The organism is Kiloniella laminariae (assembly GCF_027214005.1).
Lineage (GTDB): Bacteria > Pseudomonadota > Alphaproteobacteria > Kiloniellales > Kiloniellaceae > Kiloniella > Kiloniella laminariae_A.
On the sequence record NZ_JAPWGY010000001.1, the window covers coordinates 858,407 to 876,167 of the forward strand.

Here is a 17,761-nt window from a genome sequence, read left to right on the forward strand (position 1 = left end):
ATAAAGGTGAAAAAAATGGGTACCGCAAAAACCACACAGCAACACGTCACCCGTCGCAGCCTGTTAAAAGGGATCGGTTATGGTCTTTTGACCTGGCAGACGGATGTTCTTTTTCGACAGAACCGCGCCCACGCGCAGAACGTCGGTCGTGAAATCAAGGTGATCGACCTGAAGGGGGAGCATCCGGGCGTGCCGACCTTGATGCCGGATGACCGAACACTGGTCAGTGTCAATCAGGAAAGCAGCAATCTCAGTCTGGTGGATATGAAAAGCTACAAGCTGATTGATACCATTTCCCTGTCGGGAAAACGCGAGCCCTGGGAGATTGCCTTTACGCCCAGCGGCAAGCTCGGTTTTGTCTCGCACTCGGCTTTTGACGGTGACCAGGAGAAGAAATCTTTTGTCACAGTGGTTGATATGAAGCACCGCAAGGAGATCAAACAGATCCCTGTGGGTTTGCGCCCCAACGGGGTGGCGGTTGATAAAAAAGGGCAATGGGCTTTTGTCGCCAATATGGGGAGCAATTCTGTCTCGGTGATTTCTGTTGATGAGTTGAAAGTTGTCGAGGAGATCAAGGTCGGGCGCAGCCCCTTTGATCTGGCGGTTACCCCGGACAACCGCGAGCTTCTGGTGGTCAATTTTTATGATTCCAGCCTCAGCGTGATCAGTATGGACAATTTCGAGGTGCTGGATGTGATCCCGACCGGGACCCCTGGGCTTGATGATCCCTATCCGGAATTTGGCGGTGGTGACAGCTGTCAGATTGCGGTGCATCCGGAAACCGGCAAGGCCTATGTCAGCAACTATCGCACCCATGAAATCGCGGTGGTGGATATGAAAAAACGGCGGGTGGAGAAGATGATTCCGACGATCAAGTATCCCTTTGGCATTCAGATCGAGCCCAAGACCAATATCCTGTCGGTTTTAAGTGGAGAATCCCGCAAACTGGCAATCATCGATCTTGGGGTGAGCAAGGCCTTGAGCAATACGCTGAAGCTGCGCGAGACGCCGATGAGCGAACAGGACCGGCAAGAACTGGAAGCCATTGCCGCAGCCCAGGATACCGTTATTGAAACCATTCCGCTGGGCAAGGGGGGCGGCAAACCGCCTTTGCGTATCCCGACTTCACGGGCGCAGAATGTTACCTTTTCCTATGTAGATCCCTTGCGCGGCTTTTTCTATGTCATTCCTGCGGTACCAGATGCACAGATATTTGGCGTGCAGATTGCTGCCAGCAGTTCCCATTCAGGGGCATAACAACAGGAGACTGAAGGGAAGAACCCCAAGGCTGGTTGCTTTGTGACAGGTTGCTTTATGAAGTGATCTCCAGAGATTTATCTCTTTGTTCTACAGATTGCTTGTGGCACACATCTGGAACTTGACCTCGAAAGCGGTGTTACAGAAAGTGCCTCAAACAAACCGGCTTGAGAAAAGATGACCTGCTGTTGAACCGGAATTGCCAGATTTATTGTCTTAACGGCTTGTTGCATCCGTCAGAGGGCTTGAGTACTGTCTGTGGAGGAAATGAGCGTGTGTTCAAAACCCGGCATAACAAAGATACGTGACACAACAGCCGCAAAAGCTGCCTGATAATTATTGAAAAAATGGATTGTGATAATGGCGAATGACGAGAGTGTTATTGATTCCGTCTATGGAGTTGATAAATGGGGAATGGGGCTGGTTTCCGTCTTGCCCAACGGGGATATCGGACTGAAAAACCCGCTGATACCCGACGCTGTTGTGACAAGCCTGCCGGATATTATCCGAAATCTGGGGGAGCGCGGTATTCAGGCGCCGCTTCTGGTGCGCGTGGGATCCTTCCTTGAGCAGTCGATCATTGGCATCAACCAGTCTTTTGCCGAGGCGATTGAACGCAGCGATTACAAAGGGGTCTATCGCGGCGTCTTCCCGATCAAGGTCAACCAGCAGGCCCAGGTGGTCCAGCGGATTGTAGAGTTCGGACGCCCCTATTCCCACGGCCTGGAAGCCGGGTCCAAACCGGAACTGGCGGTTGCTTTGGCCCATCACCTTGCCAAAGACGCGATGATTATCTGCAACGGGGTCAAGGATGCGGATTTTATCCGCCTGGCTATCCTGTCACTCAAGCTGGGATTCAATACCGTTATTGTGCTTGAAAGCCCGAAGGAGCTGGAGACGGTTCTGCAGGTGGTCAAGGAAACCGGGCAGGAGCCTTTGCTGGGCGTCAGGGTGAAACTGACCAATCAGATCAGCGGCAACTGGGCCAAGAGTTCCGGAGACCGTTCGACCTTTGGCATGCACACCGACCAGCTTGTCTCGGTCATTGATAAACTGAAAGACCACGGGTTGTTGCACTGTCTGAAGCTGCAGCACTCTCATCTGGGGTCGCAAATTCCGGATGTAAACGATGTCCGTCGCGCTGTGGGCGAGGCGTCGCGCTATTTTGTCGAGTTGACCCGTGAAGGTGTGCCGTTGACCCATCTGGATCTCGGGGGCGGTCTGGGTATTGATTACACCGGTGAAAAAGCGGCCAATGAAAACTCGATCAACTATACCATGGATGAATACTGTGCGAACGTCGTGGAAACCGTTTGCCATGTGATGAATGAAGCCGGGATCGATCATCCGACGCTGGTCACAGAAAGTGGTCGTGCGGTTGTCGGCTCGTCGGCAATGCTGATTTTCAACGTGCTTGAAACAACGCTTTATGACGCCCAGACATCACCGGAACCTGATGCGGAAGATCACCATCTGGTTTCTGATCTGGCCAGGATCCCTGAGTATTTGAGTCTGGATCGCCTGCAGGAATCCCTGAACGATGCCTCGTTCTATCGCGACGAATTGCGGGCGCTTTTCCGCCGCGGGTACATTGGCCTGCGTGAAATGGCCCGGGCAGAGCGGATTTATCTGCACGTCATGGCGAAAATCAAAAAAGTGGCCCCGGCTATTGGTGTTGATCCGGTTATCGATGAACAGCTGGAAAAGCTGGTGGATATCTACCACTGTAATTTCTCGCTGTTCCAGTCCCTGCCGGATACCTGGGCCATTGATCAGCTGCACCCTGTTGCGCCGCTGCAAAGGCTGAACGAACTGCCGGATCGTCGGGCTGTTTTGTCAGATATCACCTGTGATTCCGATGGCAAGATCGACAAGTTTATTCTGGCCAACGGGGTGTCACCTTCCCTGCCGATCCATTCACTGGATGACGAAACGCCTTATTATGTCGGTGTGTTTTTCATCGGTGCCTATCAGGAAACGCTGGGCGATCTGCACAACCTGTTCGGGGACACCAATATTGCGACCATTGAACTGCGCAAGAATGGCGGTTTCGATCTGCTGCACGAGCAGGAAGGCGATACCGTGGGCGAAGTTCTGTCCTATGTGGAATACGACCCGCGTGATTGTATCGATGCTTTCCGCCAGATGGTTGACCGGACGACTTCCGAAGCAGACCTGACGGCTTCAGACCGGAAACAGCTGATATCGGCCTACCGGGCGATCATCTCTGGCCCAACCTATTACGCGTAACAGGAGCCTGTTGCTCTGAAGTTTTTGGGTTGGAGCCTCCTGGTTTACCCCCTCAGGTGTCTTGCGATTAGTTGGTGGTCAGGTTCACGACAGCAAACTGATGCCTGATTTCCACCTCTGGCCAATGTTGCTGATAAGGCCTGTAGCAGCCAGAAAATCAGAAAAGCCATCGCTGATGAAGGCGCTCTGGCTGTCATCCCCTCAAAAAGGAACGCGAAAGATCCTGTCCCGCACGATCAAAACCTTTATGTAATGCGAAATATTGTCGAGCGGTTCTTTTGTAAAATGAAGGGTATAAGGCGGTTGGCAACGAGGTTTGAGAAAAAGGGAACCAACTTCCTGAACATGCTATAGCTGTTCTCAATAAGATGTTGGATCAATTGAGGCCACAGCCTAGTTAGCATTGTATCCAAATTTTCGTGTCCCCAGTACTTCTTTCCAATAATTTTCTCTTTCTCTGATCTCATCAGTAGTCGTATGGGTATCAGCAATTTCGAGTACTGAGTATTGAAAATTATTAACATACTCGTGGCCGAGAGACTTAAGTGTATTTCTGAGCTCTACATTGCCGCCATGACCTGTCAGGGAGTAATCTACCCAACGTTGCCATATGCCTCCTTCACCAGTAGCACTCCCTACATACATTTTACCTGAGTTCAAATCAGTAATCAGATATATGCCTGACACACTGGATAACGAATTGTACCAACTGCTAACCTTTTGTTTTACGACAATATCCAGATGGGCCTTGCTAAGCATCGTAGTTGAGTAACCTGTGAAATCTCGGATAATTATTCGCTCAGCTAACAATTCATTTACATTTAGTAGCTCACACCAGTTCTCAGCTTTTAAATAAGATTGCCGCCCTGTTCGATTGAAATGAATTTTTAATCTTCCTGTATACTGTTCTAATTCTTCCACTGGTGAAGTATCGTAATCATAATGATTTTCGTTCCAGTCACAATTTAATGATTTAAAAGCACCTGCAAAAAGCCAGGTATTTGGTTCTGAAAGTTGAATTAAAGAAACAATAAACTCTCTATTAAAATTTTGCTTTGATTGCCAGCTCTGCCATTTTTCAAAATTTCCCGCTATAAACACATCAAACGGGTTTTGATATCCATTCCAAACTGCTAAATGAATTTTTGTTTTTTCGGGGTTAATATCTGGGCAACAAACTGATATAAACTTGAATAAGTTCATTTGTAACTCTTGTTATATTCTGCATAGAATTTTGCATTTATTCGTTCACAATTTTTTACACTTAATTTAACTCCACTAAAAGATGTATTTTGATAAGCTCGTTGGGGTAAAAAAACTTACGCGGCTGACATCTAAACCGGATACACCCTACAAACACCGCTAAACTGTCCGGATAACCGGGACCACTTCACACTTCAATTTAAAAAAAATTTTTAAGGATCAATAAAATGGACCCGAAGCTATTAGATCTACCGTATGAAGTTCAGCTATATTTAGCTTCGGGTTATCTTGCATACATAGTTGCAAGCGGAGGTCTTGAGAAAAATCATAAAGCAACTGATACAATATTTCACGCTTTGATTTATAGCGTTATTGCAAAGATAATTGGATACAACCTTGTTCAAGATATTTTGATTATCTGCTCTGCGCCTTCTTATCTAATTAAATATATTCCTTGGGTGACGGGGTTTTCAATACCTATTGTTTTAGCTGTGTGTTGGAAAAAATATCTAAAAAGAATAATTATAAAGAGGTTACAAGATTTTAAAATAACTACTGAGAATTACAGAGGAACAACCCTTAACTCTATAATCGAAGATGATTACAAACAGCTTTCGTTTATTTCGATAAAGCGAATTGATGGGAGCCATTTTGACAGTGATCTTGCTGCAATAAGTTATGAATTACCAGAAAACAGTTTAATTACAAAGAATTGCGATATTGATGAGGAAGGTAATATTGCAATTTATGTAACAAAGGTGACTGATCCAAATGGAAAAGAATTACCTATACCAATAAAAGGGGGTGTTCTCGATGAAAATAGACGAGAACACCTTAACTACATTCCGGCTTCACAAATTGCTGGGATTGTTTTTTCTCGAGAAAAAAAATAGCTACTGCCTCTTTGGAGGAGGTGGTGGCGGTGGAGCATCAGATGTAGCCCTTGGAGGATTATAGGAATTTTGGCTAATTATCTTTGGGTTTTTACTGTCCATTACTGGTACTGAGTTGGACTTACTGTCACTTTTACGACTCATAATTTTTCCTTTAAATTTAGAATCAACGTTTTAACGGTATTCTTTAGACTCGATGAGTGTCAAAATATGATCGGATAAAGTGTGATTATAGAGACAGAAACAAATTTGGAGCGGTTATTTTTTGTCGCCTTTTTTACATCTAAAAATTGGATATGCTCTTTTAAAATTTGGGGGGACTATCCGTGAACATATCAATTGAATTTGCAACAACGCCGCTTTTGGCAGTAGTCGAAGTTATAGGAATATGGTTTGGAGCGATAGCTACTACAGCAGCAGTTATTGCATCTTTATATCTTGGCTTATCGGCTCGGAATATCCGACTTGATGTTAATGTAAGTTTGAGAAAACTTGTTTACCGTTTACAGCCAGAAAAGACAGTTGTTTGCGTTGAGGTGGTAAATAAAGGCTTGCGAAAAGCAAGGGTAGTATCAATAGGTTGGTCTTTAGGATTTTTATCTATACATGCAGTGGTACAACAACCTGGCGAAGAAGCAATTTCGGCTCAGCTTCCCCAAGATATGGACGATAGTGATGTTAGACATTTTTGTGTAGAGCTCAAAAACGATCACGCAAACTGGTTAGATCTTGTTGCCCGTGATGTGATTAAAACAACTCCTAAATTTATGCCTTGGCAACTTACTTTGTATTCATGGAAATGGATTGTTGTTCCCCAAGTGGGAAATGCAATAAAAGCTAGACCAAATAAGATCCTTCGGAACACAGTTAAACGATATATTTTAGATAATGAGTATCACCGTTGTTTACCCGATAATTGATATTTTTTTGAACTAGGGTGTGAACCCAATTCAATTTCTTGATGTATATGTCTTTTTGTGATTCATAACTTGGAATTAGGGGGGGGCATGGCAAGATTTGATTTAAGCGATGCAGAATGGTGGGTTATTGAGCTTTTACTGCCGAAAAGAGGCCGTGGTCCGGCCAGTCGGGACGACCGGGTTATTCTGACCGGAATCTTTTTATATATTGCGCACAGGCGCGCCATGGCGTGATCTTCCTGAGCGTTACGGCCCTCACACACAACAGTCTATAACCGTTATGTCCGCTGGGGTGAACGCGGTATCTGGAAGGGCATATTTGATGCTTTGGCTAAAGAATGTGAAGGCGCCCTGATTTTTATTGATGGTTCTATTGTAAAGGCTCACCGCGCAGCGGCTGGCTCAACAAAGGGGACCAACTTCCTGAACATGCCATAGCTGTTCTCCATAAGATGTTGGATCAATTGAGGCCACAGCCTAGTAAATTACATGTGGCAGGAAGCGCGAGCTGTCTTTGGTGATGGGCGAGTTGTCTTCGCGGATGCCGATGCCACAGGGTTTGCTGGCGATCAGCCAGGAGCCGATTACCGTGTGATTGCCCTCGAAGATCGGCAGGGGATGCAAAGCCTGGATGATGGCGCCTTCGCGGCCATAAGGGCCTTCGACCGAAACCGGACGCTGGCCGGGGCGGATGATCTGCACATTGCTGCCTTCGCGGGAAAACAGCGGTTTTTTGACATAGCCTGCCGCCAGACCGGGAACCATGCTCAGGTCGCCGAGCCGGGAGATACGGGGATCGTCTTCGAAGAAAGATGGCAAGAGATTGGGATGGCCTTCGAACATTTCCCACAACAAGGGCATGAGCCCCTTGTTGGAGAGGATGGCTTTCCAGCCCGGCTCGATAAACCGCAGGCCTGATTCAGGAACGGATTTGCCAAATTCATCGCTCATGATCCATTCCCAGGGATAGAGCTTGAACAGCGTGGCGATGCCCATGTCGTCGAGATCGGTAAAATGCCCCTCGGGACTGATCCCGATGTCTTCGATATAGAGGAATTTGGTATTCAGTCCGGCCTGACGCGCACATTCTTCGAGATAGCGCACGGTGCCTTCATCTTCCGGGCTGCCCTGACAGGAGGCGAGGTGGAAGGGGCCTTCGATGTCTGCGGCTTTGAAAGCATCAACCAGCGCTTCGTGCAGCGAGTTGAACTGGTCACAGCCTGCGGGGATGATTTCCCGCTCCATCGCCTGTTCAAGCCAGAGCCATTGAAACACGGCACTTTCATAAAGCGCGGTCGGGGTGTCGGCGTTGTATTCCAGAAGCTTTGCCGGGCCTTTGCCATCATAGGAAAAGTCCAGGCGGCCATAGAGGTTTTTCTCGCGGTTCAGCCAGCTGTTGCGGATGTAATCCCAGAAAGTTTCCGGGATGGCGAGGCGGGCCATGACCTCGCTGTCGTTGATTGCGCGATCGACCACTTCGAAGCAGAGGTTTTCGATTTCTTCGCTCGGGTCCTCGATGTCGTTCTCGATCTGGGCCAGACTGAAACGGTAACAGGCGGTTTCGTCCCAATAGGGCTCGCCATCAAAGGTATGGAAGTCAAAACCGACTTCTTCTGCCTGGGCGCGCCAGTCGTCGCGTTCCTCGATCGAGATCCGTTCCATGCTTGTGTTCCTGTGCTTTTACAGCTGTGTCTTTACCAGATTATCCGCCGAAGCTTCTCAGGCTTGGGGCCGAGGCGCCAAAGCCGCCACGACTCAGGGTGCTGGTCTTGACGGTCGGGGCTTTTGCAACCTTGCCCGGGACAGTGGAAAGCCCGGTTTTTCCGGCGACTTTCTGGTTGTCTGCTGTGCGGAAATTGCTCGGGTCGTCCTTGGAACGATAGAGCGGCTGGGTTGCCACACGGGAATTGCCGCTGAGCATATTGCCCATCATGTAGCCCATCATCAGGGGCATGAAGACTGAACCGCCGCTCTGGGTCTGCACCGGGGCAACCTCACAACTTGCCGCACCGAAATCGGCTTCACAGTCTTCAATGGCGCTGTATTTTGGTGCAACCGAGATATGTTCTTCGCGGGCCAGATCCATATTGCGCTGGCAGCTGTCACTGTCAAAGCCATCCTGCTGGCTGCACTGTTCCACCGATTCAAAGATCGCGATATCCTGGGGCTGGTCACAGGCGGTAAGGGCAAGGGCAGAAGCACCCATAAAGGCAAGTTTCAGGGATCTGGATCTTTTCATGGGAACTCCGGTGGTGAAGTGCAGAACTAGTGAATAAATTGACTAAAAAATGACAGGTAACAGATCAATTGGTGAGAGATAACAGAAATATAAAAATCGGCAAGAAGATAGCGCCTTGTCCGGGTACATGGGGTTCCGGATATATGGGGGTTCCGGTATACGAGGGTCCCGGGTATATGGGGGCGGGAGTGTCATATTCCAAGGTAGAAGCCGAAAATATTTATCAGGGCATAGGGAAAGCAGTAAGGAGTTGTATTTTCTATTCATTATGAAGATAAAACTTCTAATGTTATCAAAATCTGGATACCCTTATTGCAAGAAGAAGCCCTGCTGGAGCATCAAAGCGGGGAAGGTTTTATCTGTTTTACATCGCAGCAGGAGGCGATTATATCCGGGGCTGAAGAGTATGTGTTGCAGACCTCTCCGGTAAAAGGGCTGTTTGATTACTGGAAATCACTGCCAGCTGACCAGGGGCTGCCTTTGAAAAGTGCTCTGGATCCGCTTGGTATGCCTCCGCGTGTGCTACCTTACCTTTTCCTTTGCGAGCTGACGTTTGTTCCGGAATTTTCAGTCTACTTTCGCCTGCAGGGGACATTTCTCAGTGAAGTTCTCGGGCAGAATTTTACCGGAAAATATCTTGATGAGACGACTTTCGGCAAGGATGCCTCACGGGTTATCGGCCACTATTATCGTGTGGCAACAAACCGTGTTCCCTGTGTTACGCAAGAGCGCATTTCCTCCGGGCGCGGGGTGTCAATGATCATGGAGGTCATCCATTTGCCGCTGGCTGACGAAAAAGGGGAACCGCGATATATCATCGGAGCCCTGGCCCGGATACAGGATGCGGTGGTCCCGGAAACCCCGCCAGAAAACTTTGTTTCCCGGTACTGGGATATTGAAATGTTCAGCGAAATTCCGGCATCTTTCAAGTTATAGTTAATTTTTTGTTAAGTATAATTTGAAAGAAATGGCAACCTATGGTATTTTATCATTTCGCCTTGAGGTTGTCTGAGTAATTTATCTCAAATGCCAGATAATTTCAATATGGGGGCCTGTCCCGGGGAAACACGATCAAGTTAGTATGTGGTCGTCATAAGGGGGAGGAGGCGCAGAAGTGTACTTGTCTGTTGATAAAACACTCAGGAGCCACACCATGAGCCCCTTGATCCAGGATAAAATATCAGGCGCGCGCAACGAACCGGATGTAGCCGATGTTAATGACGAAGGGCTGCTGATTCAAAGCCCGGTATTGCGTGGACTTCTGAGCTATTGGCAGTCTTTGCCTCTGAAGCAGGATCTGCCGTTGAAGGCATCGTTCGATCCTCTTTCTGTACCCCGCCAGATCTGGCCGCAGCTTTTCCTGTGTCAGCTGTTTTATGAGCCTTTTTCCGTGTTGATCCGCTTGCAGGGAACCTATCTGAACGACAAGCTGCATCAGCAGTTTACCGGTAAATATATTGACGAGACCACCTTTGGGGCCTCTGCCAGCAAAGTCTTGCGGGCCTATCAGCGCGCAGCCCTGAAAAGGGTTGGTTATCTGTCACAGGAACGGCTCTGTTTCGGTGAAGGTTTCGGGGTGTTCCTTGAAGCAATACATCTGCCGTTGCTGGATGAGAAGGGGCAGGTCAGTCATATGCTCGGGGCGCTGGAACGCCTGCCTTGTCAGGCGGATTGTCTGGATAATTTTACCCCGCGTCGCAGGGATATCCCGCGCCAGTCGAGTGAGGAGCCGTTATGTCGCCCTCCACGGCCGGGTTCCTTTTTGAACCAGTTTTCCCGGCCTGATTGACTTCTGGCAGCTGTTACAGTTTTTCCCGATAAGCCTTCAGATATTTTTTGGCACTCCATCTGGTCGTTCTTCTGATAAGGTCGCTCGACATCTGTGTTCTTGCCCGGATTTTGTTTTTGTCCGGGTTTTGTTCTTGTTTGGCAAAGGACGATTGCGATAATCAGGAGGCGGCAGTGCGACCAGAGATCAATCAATCTGTTATCTTTACCTATTGTGATGATTTGCCCCGGGCATCAGGGTTCTTCCGGGAAGTGATGGAGCTTGATCTTGTTGTTGATCAAGGGGCCTGTCATATCTATCGACTGACCGAGCAAAGTTACCTCGGGGTCTGTTGCCTTCCCGATCGCCCCCGGTCACAGGCTGGAGTGACCATTACGCTGGTGTCAGATGACGTCGAGGGCTGGTACCGTTTTCTTACCGCCAAGGGGGTGAATTATGTCAAGCCACCTTCCCATTCAGAACAGTTCGGGGTTTTTTCCTCGCTCTTTATCTCGCCTGATGGCTATCGTATCGAGATCCAGCACTTTAATAAACCTGACTGGTGTGAGGGGAAGCTGGCCCGGGAAAACAGAGAAGGATAACAGGTTGCTACAGGAACTATCTGACCTTTGGTCGGGGATAAACCAGCCAGTAGACCAGAGCGACAAAGATGCTGCCTCCGATAATGTTGCCAGCAATGACAGGTAGAAGGTTACCTGAAAAAGCAGAGAAGGTAATGGTGTCAGCTCCGGCAAGATAGCCAAGAGGAATGATGAAGAGATTGGCAATGGAGTGTTCGAAACCCAGGGCAACAAAGGCTGTTACCGGGAAGAGCACAGCCAGAACTTTATCCGTAAGGGAGCGGGCGGCAAAACACATCCAGACGGCAAGGCAAACCAGTATGTTACAGAGCAGTCCCCGGACAAAGGCCTCGATAAAACCAAGCTGAAGTTTGGCAAGAGCTACGGTACGGATTGTTGTCGCCAAAGCACCATCTGCCAGTCCGGGTGATGTCCCGTCAGGAGAGAGCCCAGACCAGCCGATAATGCCTGAACCATAGACCAGAACGGCTGTTCCAAGTGCGCCAAGGAGATTTCCCGTAAAGACAATGCCCCAGTTACGCAACAGTTGTCGGGTTGTGATCAGGCGATCTGCCCAGGCCATCACAATCAGGTTGTTACCCGTAAAAAGCTCTGCTCCGGCAACGACGACCAGTATCAGGCCAAGGGAAAAAGCAAGCCCGCCGAGCAGCCTGCCAGGACCGAAACCAAGATCGTTTCCTGTCATAACCAGAAGAGAAAAAAGCCCGCCAAGGGAAATAAATGATCCAGCCAGGATTGATAAAACCAGACAGGGCAGGAACGTCAGTTGGGCTTTTCTACATCCGGCATCTTCAACCCGAAGGGCGATTTCTGACGGGCTGTAGACATCGAAATTAAAGATGGGCGGTGTCGTTTGTTTGTTCATTGAAGCTTCCGCCACCTTTCTGGTTTTGGTTTCAAGTCCTGATTCAAAAGGCCAGACTTCTGTTTCCCCTCAATCTGGCGGCTATGTGCTCGGGCCTCCCATTATGCAGGTACGGGAAATACTGTCGTTGATCTGTCTCAAGCAGGATCAGAGCCGGATCTTTTGTCAGTGCCTAATGCCTGTTCTATCCGGAAACAAAAAAAGGCCCCGGAAATTCCTTTCCGGGGCCTTGGGCTCACAGGTACCAGTTGTACATAGAGTCTGTGGTCAGTCAGTGGTCAGGCGGATTTTACATCACGTATGAAATTGGAAACGTAACTGTTCAGCTTGTCAGACTCACCGGAAAGTTCGGTTGAGGCCAGTTTGACCTTCTTAGCGGCGGCTTCACTGTCATTTGCAGCAACACTGACCGACCCGATGTTATGGGTTACAGCTTCTGTGCCGCGGGCAGCCTGTTCAACGTTTCTGGCAATTTCCTGGGTGGCAGCCATCTGTTCCTCGACCGCTGCGGATATGGCTGCTGCAATTTCGTCGATATCACCAATGGTTTTCCCGATACCGCCAATGGCATCGACTGCTGCCTTCGTTGCAGTTTGAATATCGGTGATCTGGGCACCGATTTCGTCGGTGGCCCGCCCGGTCTGGTTGGCCAGATTTTTAACCTCGGCTGCAACCACGGCAAAGCCTTTGCCGGCTTCCCCGGCGCGTGCGGCCTCAATCGTGGCGTTGAGGGCCAGCAGATTGGTCTGTTCGGCGATATCGCTGATCAGTTTCAGAACCTCACCAATTTTTTCTGCAGAGGAAGCCAGTCCCAGTATGGCCTTGTTGGTGCTGTCAGCCTGTTTCACTGCATCGGAAGAAATGTGGGTCGAACGGGAGACCTGGGAGCCAATTTCGCGGATCGAAGCCGCCAGTTCTTCCGAAGCAGAAGCCACGGTCTGAACGTTGGTTGAGGCCTCGGTTGCGGCCCGGCTGACCTCACCAGACTGGCGGCTGACCTGATCGGCAGAGGAATTCATCACCGTGGCTGTATCATCCATCTGGTTAACTGCAGAGGCAACGGTGCTGAGAATACTCTGGATCTGGGTCTCGAAGTCCTGGGTCAAACGGTTCAGGTTGTCCGTTCGGCGGAGCTTTTCGGCCTGATCGGCTGCCTGGGCTGCGGCGAGTTCTTCGGCCTTGATCATGTTCTCTTTGAAAACCAGAACCGCCCGTCCCATCTCGCCCAGTTCATTCTGACGATCTGTCGCCGGAATTTCGATTGTTTTATCCCCTGCGGCCAGAGCTGCCATGGCATCGGTCAGGCCTTTGAGCGGGGTGGCGATCGCCCGGCCAATCAGGGTTCCGATTGTCAGTACCAGCAGGGTGATAATACCGATAAGCGAAAGGGTAAGGACCCGGCTGTTTTCCACAGCGGCAGTGCCCTGGTCACTGGCGTGATTAAATTTCGCAAAAGTCGTATCAAACACCAGATCAAAATGGGGTTCCATGTCAGAAAAAATCTTGCTCAGGATTTTTATGTTTTCTTCTACAGAAAGGCGTATCTGAGCCAGAGCATTAAAATCCTTGTGGTAGGTCGCCAGCAAATCCAGAATGGTTTTCTGTTCGGAAGCGGGAATATCCGAACTGGCCATTTGCGTTGTAAACTCTGTCACCCGGTCATTCATGTTGCCGATATATTTATCGTCCAGACGCATGAGGAAGTCTTTTTCATGGCGTCGCATCATCAGCATGGTGACCAGCAGGGCATCATTGTCGAATTCCTCGAGCTTGGTCTCTACATTATGAACCGAGTTGCGCAGATTCCCCCTCAAACCGGTTTCTTCATCCAGACCGAGAGCCTGCCATTCGTCCGTAACTTTTTTGAATTGTGCCTGATAGAGCTTGACGCCTTCCAGGGTTGCATCGATGGCGGCCAGGGTTTCCGGGGTGGAGTAGTATGTCCGCAGTTCTTTTAATTCGTTCTGGGCCTTTTCCATCGTTTCGGCGTGCTGGCCAATATATTTGGCATCAAGACGGATCAGAAAGTCCTTTTCCCGGCGGCGGGCGTTAAGGAACTCATACTTGACGTCATCAACCAGCACCATGCTTCTGGCAGAGTCAGTTTGCGATTTCTGTGAGGTAAGCACGGTAGAGGAGCTGTTATAGAGAATTATCCCGATCAGGACAAAACCGAGAAGGGCTACAATGCTGGTCAAATTGGCTTGATAGATCAGTTTGGCGTTTTTTAAAGACAGATATCGCGTTAACACGGTTTGTCTCCCGTATAGTTATTAAGTTACAATGACTTGGCGCGAGCTTTATCTTGTTTTGCATACCTGCTGGCAAACAAGCATACGATTGTGAACGTATACAAAATATATTCACAAATGATTAAATTGTTAGGTATTATGTTTTTGTTTGTTTGTGATGGTGGGAATTCTTTATTTCAACATATGGTTTTATTATTTTGAATTTCTTCTTTTAGTTGTTTTTTTGTGTCGCTATTCCGGACGGATTGAGAAGAGGCTGCTGATTTTCAGGTATGATCTTTGGCCAGGCCTTGTTTTCTTGGGGACAAAGGCTGCAGACAGCTGTGCATCCAGCCGCACAGGATACGGGTTATTGACAAAAGTCGACTGTTCTTGCTGCCGAAATTCTGCAATTTTGAGTGGTGTCCGGTGTGAACCCCTACCCGGAGGGCCACAATCCTGCAACCATGTAACCCTACAGGCCTTCAGTGTAGTGGCCGAAGAGATAATCGTGCAGCCAGGCCCGGTCTTCGGGGCGCAGGTCAGGGGCGAGATAAAAACCTTCGTCTCCATTGATAAAAACCAGGGGGGTCTCTTCTTCGGGTTTCCCCAGATGCAGGACTGTCAGGGCGGCAGGCGTCAGGGTCAACTTGCGACGAAATCCGAACAAGGCCATCGGGGAACTTGTTCTGTCACAGATGCGAATGATAAAGGCACCGATGCTGGCACGGGTGCAGCCCGTATCAAAAACACAGTGAGTCTTTTTAAGCAGGAAAACCTGTGGCAGAGGCGGTCCCATCAAACGGTAGCTGAAGATACCGGAAATTGCGCCTGCTCCCATGACGATAATCGCCATGGTGATGCGGTCGCCGATGGAGAGCGTTTCACTCGGTTGAATGAAGCTAAAGGTTGCCAAGAGGCACAAGCCGCAAATAAACAGGAAAATCGTCCCGAAGAGATAATGCCAGATCCGCGCTTTACGATAGGGAATTACCAAACGGGGATAGCCCTGGTTCCAGTCAAGCTTGATGCGGGAGCCTGCAGGCGGGCGGATGGAGAGACGGGCGGCCAGATGTTGACGGGCCGATAGCGCCGGGTCAGGCAGTTCTTCCTCGGGAGTATCCTGCCGGATTTCAGTTGCGGCTTTGTTGGTCTGGTCAGGTATCTGGCTGTTCACTGATTATGTATCCGCAGTTTATGCCGGGGAAAATATCTTTAACCCGGCAATGCCCGCGACGATCATGAGCAGGCAGAGAATACGCATGATATCGCGCGGTTCGTCAAACAGGATCATCCCGAGAACCGCCACGCCAATGGTGCCGATCCCGGTCCAGACCGCGTAGGCGGTGCCGACGGGAATGCTTTTCATTGCAACGGAGAGAAGCCAGAAACTTACCGCCATGGCGGCAACCGTCAGCAGAGAGGGGACAAGCCTGGTCCAGCCGTCGGCGTATTTTAATCCGATGGCCCAGCCACACTCGAACAACCCTGCCAGTATCAGATAGGCCCACGCCATTTTTATTCCCTTTTCCGGTTCTGCTCTCAAACGGTCTTGTTTTCTCTGCGCCAAGATTATGCCGGATGTGGTTGAGGAAACAGGAGGAAAATACTCCCGGAATGAAATTTCTTTTGCCTTGTCGGGTCAGAGGCCAGCCACAGAACCGAGAACAGAACCGAGAACAGAACCGAGCACAGGATCAATCACGGGATCAGTGAAAGGGCGCACGATAGCCCTGGTTGGTCTGGGAAGAAGTTTCCTGTCTGGTTGCTTCTTGCTGCTGCTGGTGCTCTTCCGCGCTCAAGGATCTGGTCTGGACCGGGGTTTCCCCGGCTTTGATTTCGGGATTTACAGCTTGTGCGATACGTGTCGTTTGATAGGCGTTAAAATAGTCAGTGAAAATTTCCATCAGTTCATCATTGCTGGTTTTCAATCCGACCATCATGATGTTGACCGGACTCCCGGACAGAAAGTTGTTTGCTGCGTTGATTGTCTGTCTCAGGATGTTCCCCCGCCGGATGTATTTTCCCGGATCCTTGAGCAAAACGGTGATCATGGTCTGGTTCTTCATCTCGGCCTGATGCAGTTCACGGACATCTGACCAGAGGACAAGACCGGCAGGAATGGCGGAGGAGTTGTCGAAAAAGCCGTCTTTGGTCAGGCGCAGACCGGGAGCCTTGCTACGTAAAACCTTGATCCCGGCAAGGAAGCAGAGCAGGAAAAAGACAATCGCGAACAGCGCGACATCATGCATGTTCAACAGCCCGCCATAGATCTCGAAATCAGAATATTCGTCAGCAGGGATTTGATACATATAAAACCCGGCAGCAACAAAACCAAGCGCGCCCAACAGTATGAGGATAGCCATGCCACGGCTTTTTTCTATAATGATTTCATCTGGATAGCGCACTGTCGTTCCCTTGTCTGGTAATCTTTGGTATCACATGCAGCGAATTTTGTTCATGGTGCCAATTAATTTCAGCTTTCACAATCAGGAATTGAATCCTGATCTTCGTATCCCCGGATCTGTACCCCTGAACTGTATCCGGGTTGTTTCCAGCGGGACCTGGTATGGGCTGCCAGCCAGGAAAGCCATTACAGCAAAGATCCGCAATTCTACAGGACAGAAAGGGATTTTTTTGCTAGACTCCTGCCTGTGAGGGGCACTGGATCTAATGAACAATTTACCTCCTGCAGGTGACTGATGACCCTTGTGGCATGGCGTAATAAAAAAACGGGATCTGTTTGTCTTTCGCGCTTCTCTTTTGTCTGTGCCTTGATTTTCTTCGTCTTTTTCTCCGGATTTCTCTTTTTCAGCAGCACGGGCCGAGCGGAGGCTCCGCTTTCTATCGGACTTTATACCTGGGCGCCCTATACCGGAACGGATTTACCTGGAAGCGGATTTGCGACTGAGGTGATACAGGAAGGCATGAAACGGGCGGGTTATGAAACAGTGGTCAGGCCTGCACCCTGGTCGCGGGTTCTGAAACAGGTAGAGCAGGGCAGTGTCGATATTATTCCCGGGCTGTGGTTTGCCGAAGAGCGTCTTGATATCATTGCCTATGGTCCGGTTCTGGCTTTCAACAGTCTGGTTTTGATCACCCGCAAGGATGCGGCCCGAAAGGTCGAGGCGATATCAGATCTGGCAGGGCTGGTGGTCGGGGTCGGGCGGGATTATGCCTATCCGGAAGAGTTTCTGGCAGCGGGCAATTTCAAACGCGATGAGTCCATTGATCTGGAAACCAATATCCGCAAGCTGGTTGATGGCCGGATCGATGCCACAATAGGGGATGCCTTTGTCGCCAGCTATACCAACCGCCAGATCCTGAAGAACGACGTCCCCCTGCATTATTCCAGCAAGCCTGTTGAGATCAAAAACCTTTACATAGGCATCAGTCGCCAGCGGGCGGATTACCAGATTATCCTCGACAAGTTCGAGGAAAAGCTCAGGGAAATGTGGCTGGACGGAACCTATAAGGCGATCATAAAACGCCATGGGCTGGAATAGGGCCTGCAACTTCCACTGGGCCAATAT

At 49.5% G+C, this 17,761-nt stretch carries 17 protein-coding genes; 9 read left to right on the plus strand and 8 right to left on the minus strand.

Annotated features, from left to right (window positions below; all coding sequences use genetic code 11):
* Positions 1 to 15: 15 nt before the first annotated feature.
* Both O4H49_RS04000 and speA read left to right on the plus strand, forming a co-directional pair.
* Complete coding sequence (locus tag O4H49_RS04000; RefSeq protein WP_269422126.1) at positions 16 to 1,257, plus strand: YncE family protein; 1,242 nt, start codon at positions 16 to 18, stop codon at positions 1,255 to 1,257.
* Positions 1,258 to 1,617: 360 nt separating this feature from the next.
* Positions 1,618 to 3,507 carry a biosynthetic arginine decarboxylase gene (gene speA, locus O4H49_RS04005; protein ID WP_269422127.1) on the plus strand — a complete coding sequence of 630 codons (1,890 nt, stop codon included), beginning with the start codon at positions 1,618 to 1,620 and terminating at the stop codon, positions 3,505 to 3,507.
* Between the two features lie 393 nt (positions 3,508 to 3,900).
* Here the strand turns inward: speA and O4H49_RS04010 are convergent, their stop codons facing one another.
* A complete protein-coding gene (locus O4H49_RS04010) occupies positions 3,901 to 4,710 on the minus strand; it encodes a GIY-YIG nuclease family protein (RefSeq protein WP_269422128.1) in 810 nt (269 codons plus the stop codon).
* Between the two features lie 227 nt (positions 4,711 to 4,937).
* On the opposite strand from O4H49_RS04010, the gene O4H49_RS04015 reads away from it, so the two are divergent.
* From O4H49_RS04015 to O4H49_RS04025, 3 genes are all read left to right on the plus strand, one after another.
* Positions 4,938 to 5,603 carry a hypothetical protein gene (locus O4H49_RS04015; protein WP_269422129.1) on the plus strand — a complete coding sequence of 222 codons (666 nt, stop codon included), beginning with the start codon at positions 4,938 to 4,940 and terminating at the stop codon, positions 5,601 to 5,603.
* 326 nt (positions 5,604 to 5,929) lie between these two features.
* Positions 5,930 to 6,523, plus strand: coding sequence for a hypothetical protein (locus tag O4H49_RS04020; protein WP_269422130.1), 594 nt, complete (start codon positions 5,930 to 5,932; stop codon positions 6,521 to 6,523).
* A gap of 87 nt (positions 6,524 to 6,610) precedes the next feature.
* Positions 6,611 to 6,757 carry a hypothetical protein gene (locus tag O4H49_RS04025; protein ID WP_269422131.1) on the plus strand — a complete coding sequence of 49 codons (147 nt, stop codon included), beginning with the start codon at positions 6,611 to 6,613 and terminating at the stop codon, positions 6,755 to 6,757.
* A 243-nt stretch (positions 6,758 to 7,000) separates the two neighbouring features.
* Here O4H49_RS04025 and O4H49_RS04030 read toward each other — a convergent pair whose 3' ends face one another.
* Both O4H49_RS04030 and O4H49_RS04035 read right to left on the minus strand, forming a co-directional pair.
* The gene (locus tag O4H49_RS04030; protein WP_269422132.1) at positions 7,001 to 8,185 is read right to left on the minus strand and encodes a glutathionylspermidine synthase family protein; all 1,185 of its coding nucleotides are present in this window, start codon (positions 8,183 to 8,185) and stop codon (positions 7,001 to 7,003) included.
* Between the two features lie 40 nt (positions 8,186 to 8,225).
* Entirely contained in the window at positions 8,226 to 8,762 is a 537-nt protein-coding gene (locus O4H49_RS04035; protein WP_269422133.1) for a DUF1190 domain-containing protein, read from the minus strand.
* A 312-nt stretch (positions 8,763 to 9,074) separates the two neighbouring features.
* Between O4H49_RS04035 and O4H49_RS04040 the strand changes: the two genes are divergently transcribed.
* The 3 genes from O4H49_RS04040 to O4H49_RS04050 all read left to right on the plus strand — a co-directional run bounded on the left by O4H49_RS04040 (position 9,075) and on the right by O4H49_RS04050 (position 11,132).
* Complete coding sequence (locus O4H49_RS04040; RefSeq protein ID WP_269422134.1) at positions 9,075 to 9,698, plus strand: PAS domain-containing protein; 624 nt, start codon at positions 9,075 to 9,077, stop codon at positions 9,696 to 9,698.
* A 217-nt stretch (positions 9,699 to 9,915) separates the two neighbouring features.
* Positions 9,916 to 10,551, plus strand: a complete 636-nt coding sequence (locus O4H49_RS04045) for a PAS domain-containing protein (protein ID WP_269422135.1) — start codon at positions 9,916 to 9,918, stop codon at positions 10,549 to 10,551.
* 173 nt (positions 10,552 to 10,724) lie between these two features.
* The gene (locus tag O4H49_RS04050) at positions 10,725 to 11,132 is read left to right on the plus strand and encodes a VOC family protein (RefSeq protein ID WP_269422136.1); all 408 of its coding nucleotides are present in this window, start codon (positions 10,725 to 10,727) and stop codon (positions 11,130 to 11,132) included.
* Positions 11,133 to 11,148: 16 nt separating this feature from the next.
* Here O4H49_RS04050 and O4H49_RS04055 read toward each other — a convergent pair whose 3' ends face one another.
* The 5 genes from O4H49_RS04055 to O4H49_RS04075 form a co-directional block, all read right to left on the minus strand.
* Positions 11,149 to 11,997, minus strand: a complete 849-nt coding sequence (locus O4H49_RS04055; protein WP_269422137.1) for a formate/nitrite transporter family protein — start codon at positions 11,995 to 11,997, stop codon at positions 11,149 to 11,151.
* Between the two features lie 278 nt (positions 11,998 to 12,275).
* Positions 12,276 to 14,249, minus strand: coding sequence for a methyl-accepting chemotaxis protein (locus O4H49_RS04060; protein WP_269422138.1), 1,974 nt, complete (start codon positions 14,247 to 14,249; stop codon positions 12,276 to 12,278).
* Positions 14,250 to 14,703: 454 nt separating this feature from the next.
* Positions 14,704 to 15,405, minus strand: coding sequence for a hypothetical protein (locus O4H49_RS04065; protein ID WP_269422139.1), 702 nt, complete (start codon positions 15,403 to 15,405; stop codon positions 14,704 to 14,706).
* A gap of 18 nt (positions 15,406 to 15,423) precedes the next feature.
* Positions 15,424 to 15,744 carry a quaternary ammonium compound efflux SMR transporter SugE gene (gene sugE, locus O4H49_RS04070; RefSeq protein WP_269422140.1) on the minus strand — a complete coding sequence of 107 codons (321 nt, stop codon included), beginning with the start codon at positions 15,742 to 15,744 and terminating at the stop codon, positions 15,424 to 15,426.
* A 193-nt stretch (positions 15,745 to 15,937) separates the two neighbouring features.
* Entirely contained in the window at positions 15,938 to 16,636 is a 699-nt protein-coding gene (locus O4H49_RS04075; protein WP_269422141.1) for an STM3941 family protein, read from the minus strand.
* A 294-nt stretch (positions 16,637 to 16,930) separates the two neighbouring features.
* Between O4H49_RS04075 and O4H49_RS04080 the strand changes: the two genes are divergently transcribed.
* Positions 16,931 to 17,734 carry a substrate-binding periplasmic protein gene (locus O4H49_RS04080; protein ID WP_269422142.1) on the plus strand — a complete coding sequence of 268 codons (804 nt, stop codon included), beginning with the start codon at positions 16,931 to 16,933 and terminating at the stop codon, positions 17,732 to 17,734.
* Positions 17,735 to 17,761 lie beyond the last annotated feature (27 nt).

What these genes read in the sequence shown, in the direction of transcription:
- O4H49_RS04000 (WP_269422126.1), top strand. Translation starts at nt 16, where the DNA reads ATGGGTACCGCAAAAACCACACAGCAACACGTCACCCGTCGCAGCCTG.
- speA (WP_269422127.1), top strand. Translation starts at nt 1,618, where the DNA reads ATGGCGAATGACGAGAGTGTTATTGATTCCGTCTATGGAGTTGATAAA.
- O4H49_RS04010 (WP_269422128.1), bottom strand. Translation starts at nt 4,710, where the DNA reads ATGAACTTATTCAAGTTTATATCAGTTTGTTGCCCAGATATTAACCCC.
- O4H49_RS04015 (WP_269422129.1), top strand. Translation starts at nt 4,938, where the DNA reads ATGGACCCGAAGCTATTAGATCTACCGTATGAAGTTCAGCTATATTTA.
- O4H49_RS04025 (WP_269422131.1), top strand. Translation starts at nt 6,611, where the DNA reads ATGGCAAGATTTGATTTAAGCGATGCAGAATGGTGGGTTATTGAGCTT.
- O4H49_RS04030 (WP_269422132.1), bottom strand. Translation starts at nt 8,185, where the DNA reads ATGGAACGGATCTCGATCGAGGAACGCGACGACTGGCGCGCCCAGGCA.
- O4H49_RS04035 (WP_269422133.1), bottom strand. Translation starts at nt 8,762, where the DNA reads ATGAAAAGATCCAGATCCCTGAAACTTGCCTTTATGGGTGCTTCTGCC.
- O4H49_RS04045 (WP_269422135.1), top strand. Translation starts at nt 9,916, where the DNA reads ATGAGCCCCTTGATCCAGGATAAAATATCAGGCGCGCGCAACGAACCG.
- O4H49_RS04055 (WP_269422137.1), bottom strand. Translation starts at nt 11,997, where the DNA reads ATGAACAAACAAACGACACCGCCCATCTTTAATTTCGATGTCTACAGC.
- sugE (WP_269422140.1), bottom strand. Translation starts at nt 15,744, where the DNA reads ATGGCGTGGGCCTATCTGATACTGGCAGGGTTGTTCGAGTGTGGCTGG.
- O4H49_RS04080 (WP_269422142.1), top strand. Translation starts at nt 16,931, where the DNA reads ATGACCCTTGTGGCATGGCGTAATAAAAAAACGGGATCTGTTTGTCTT.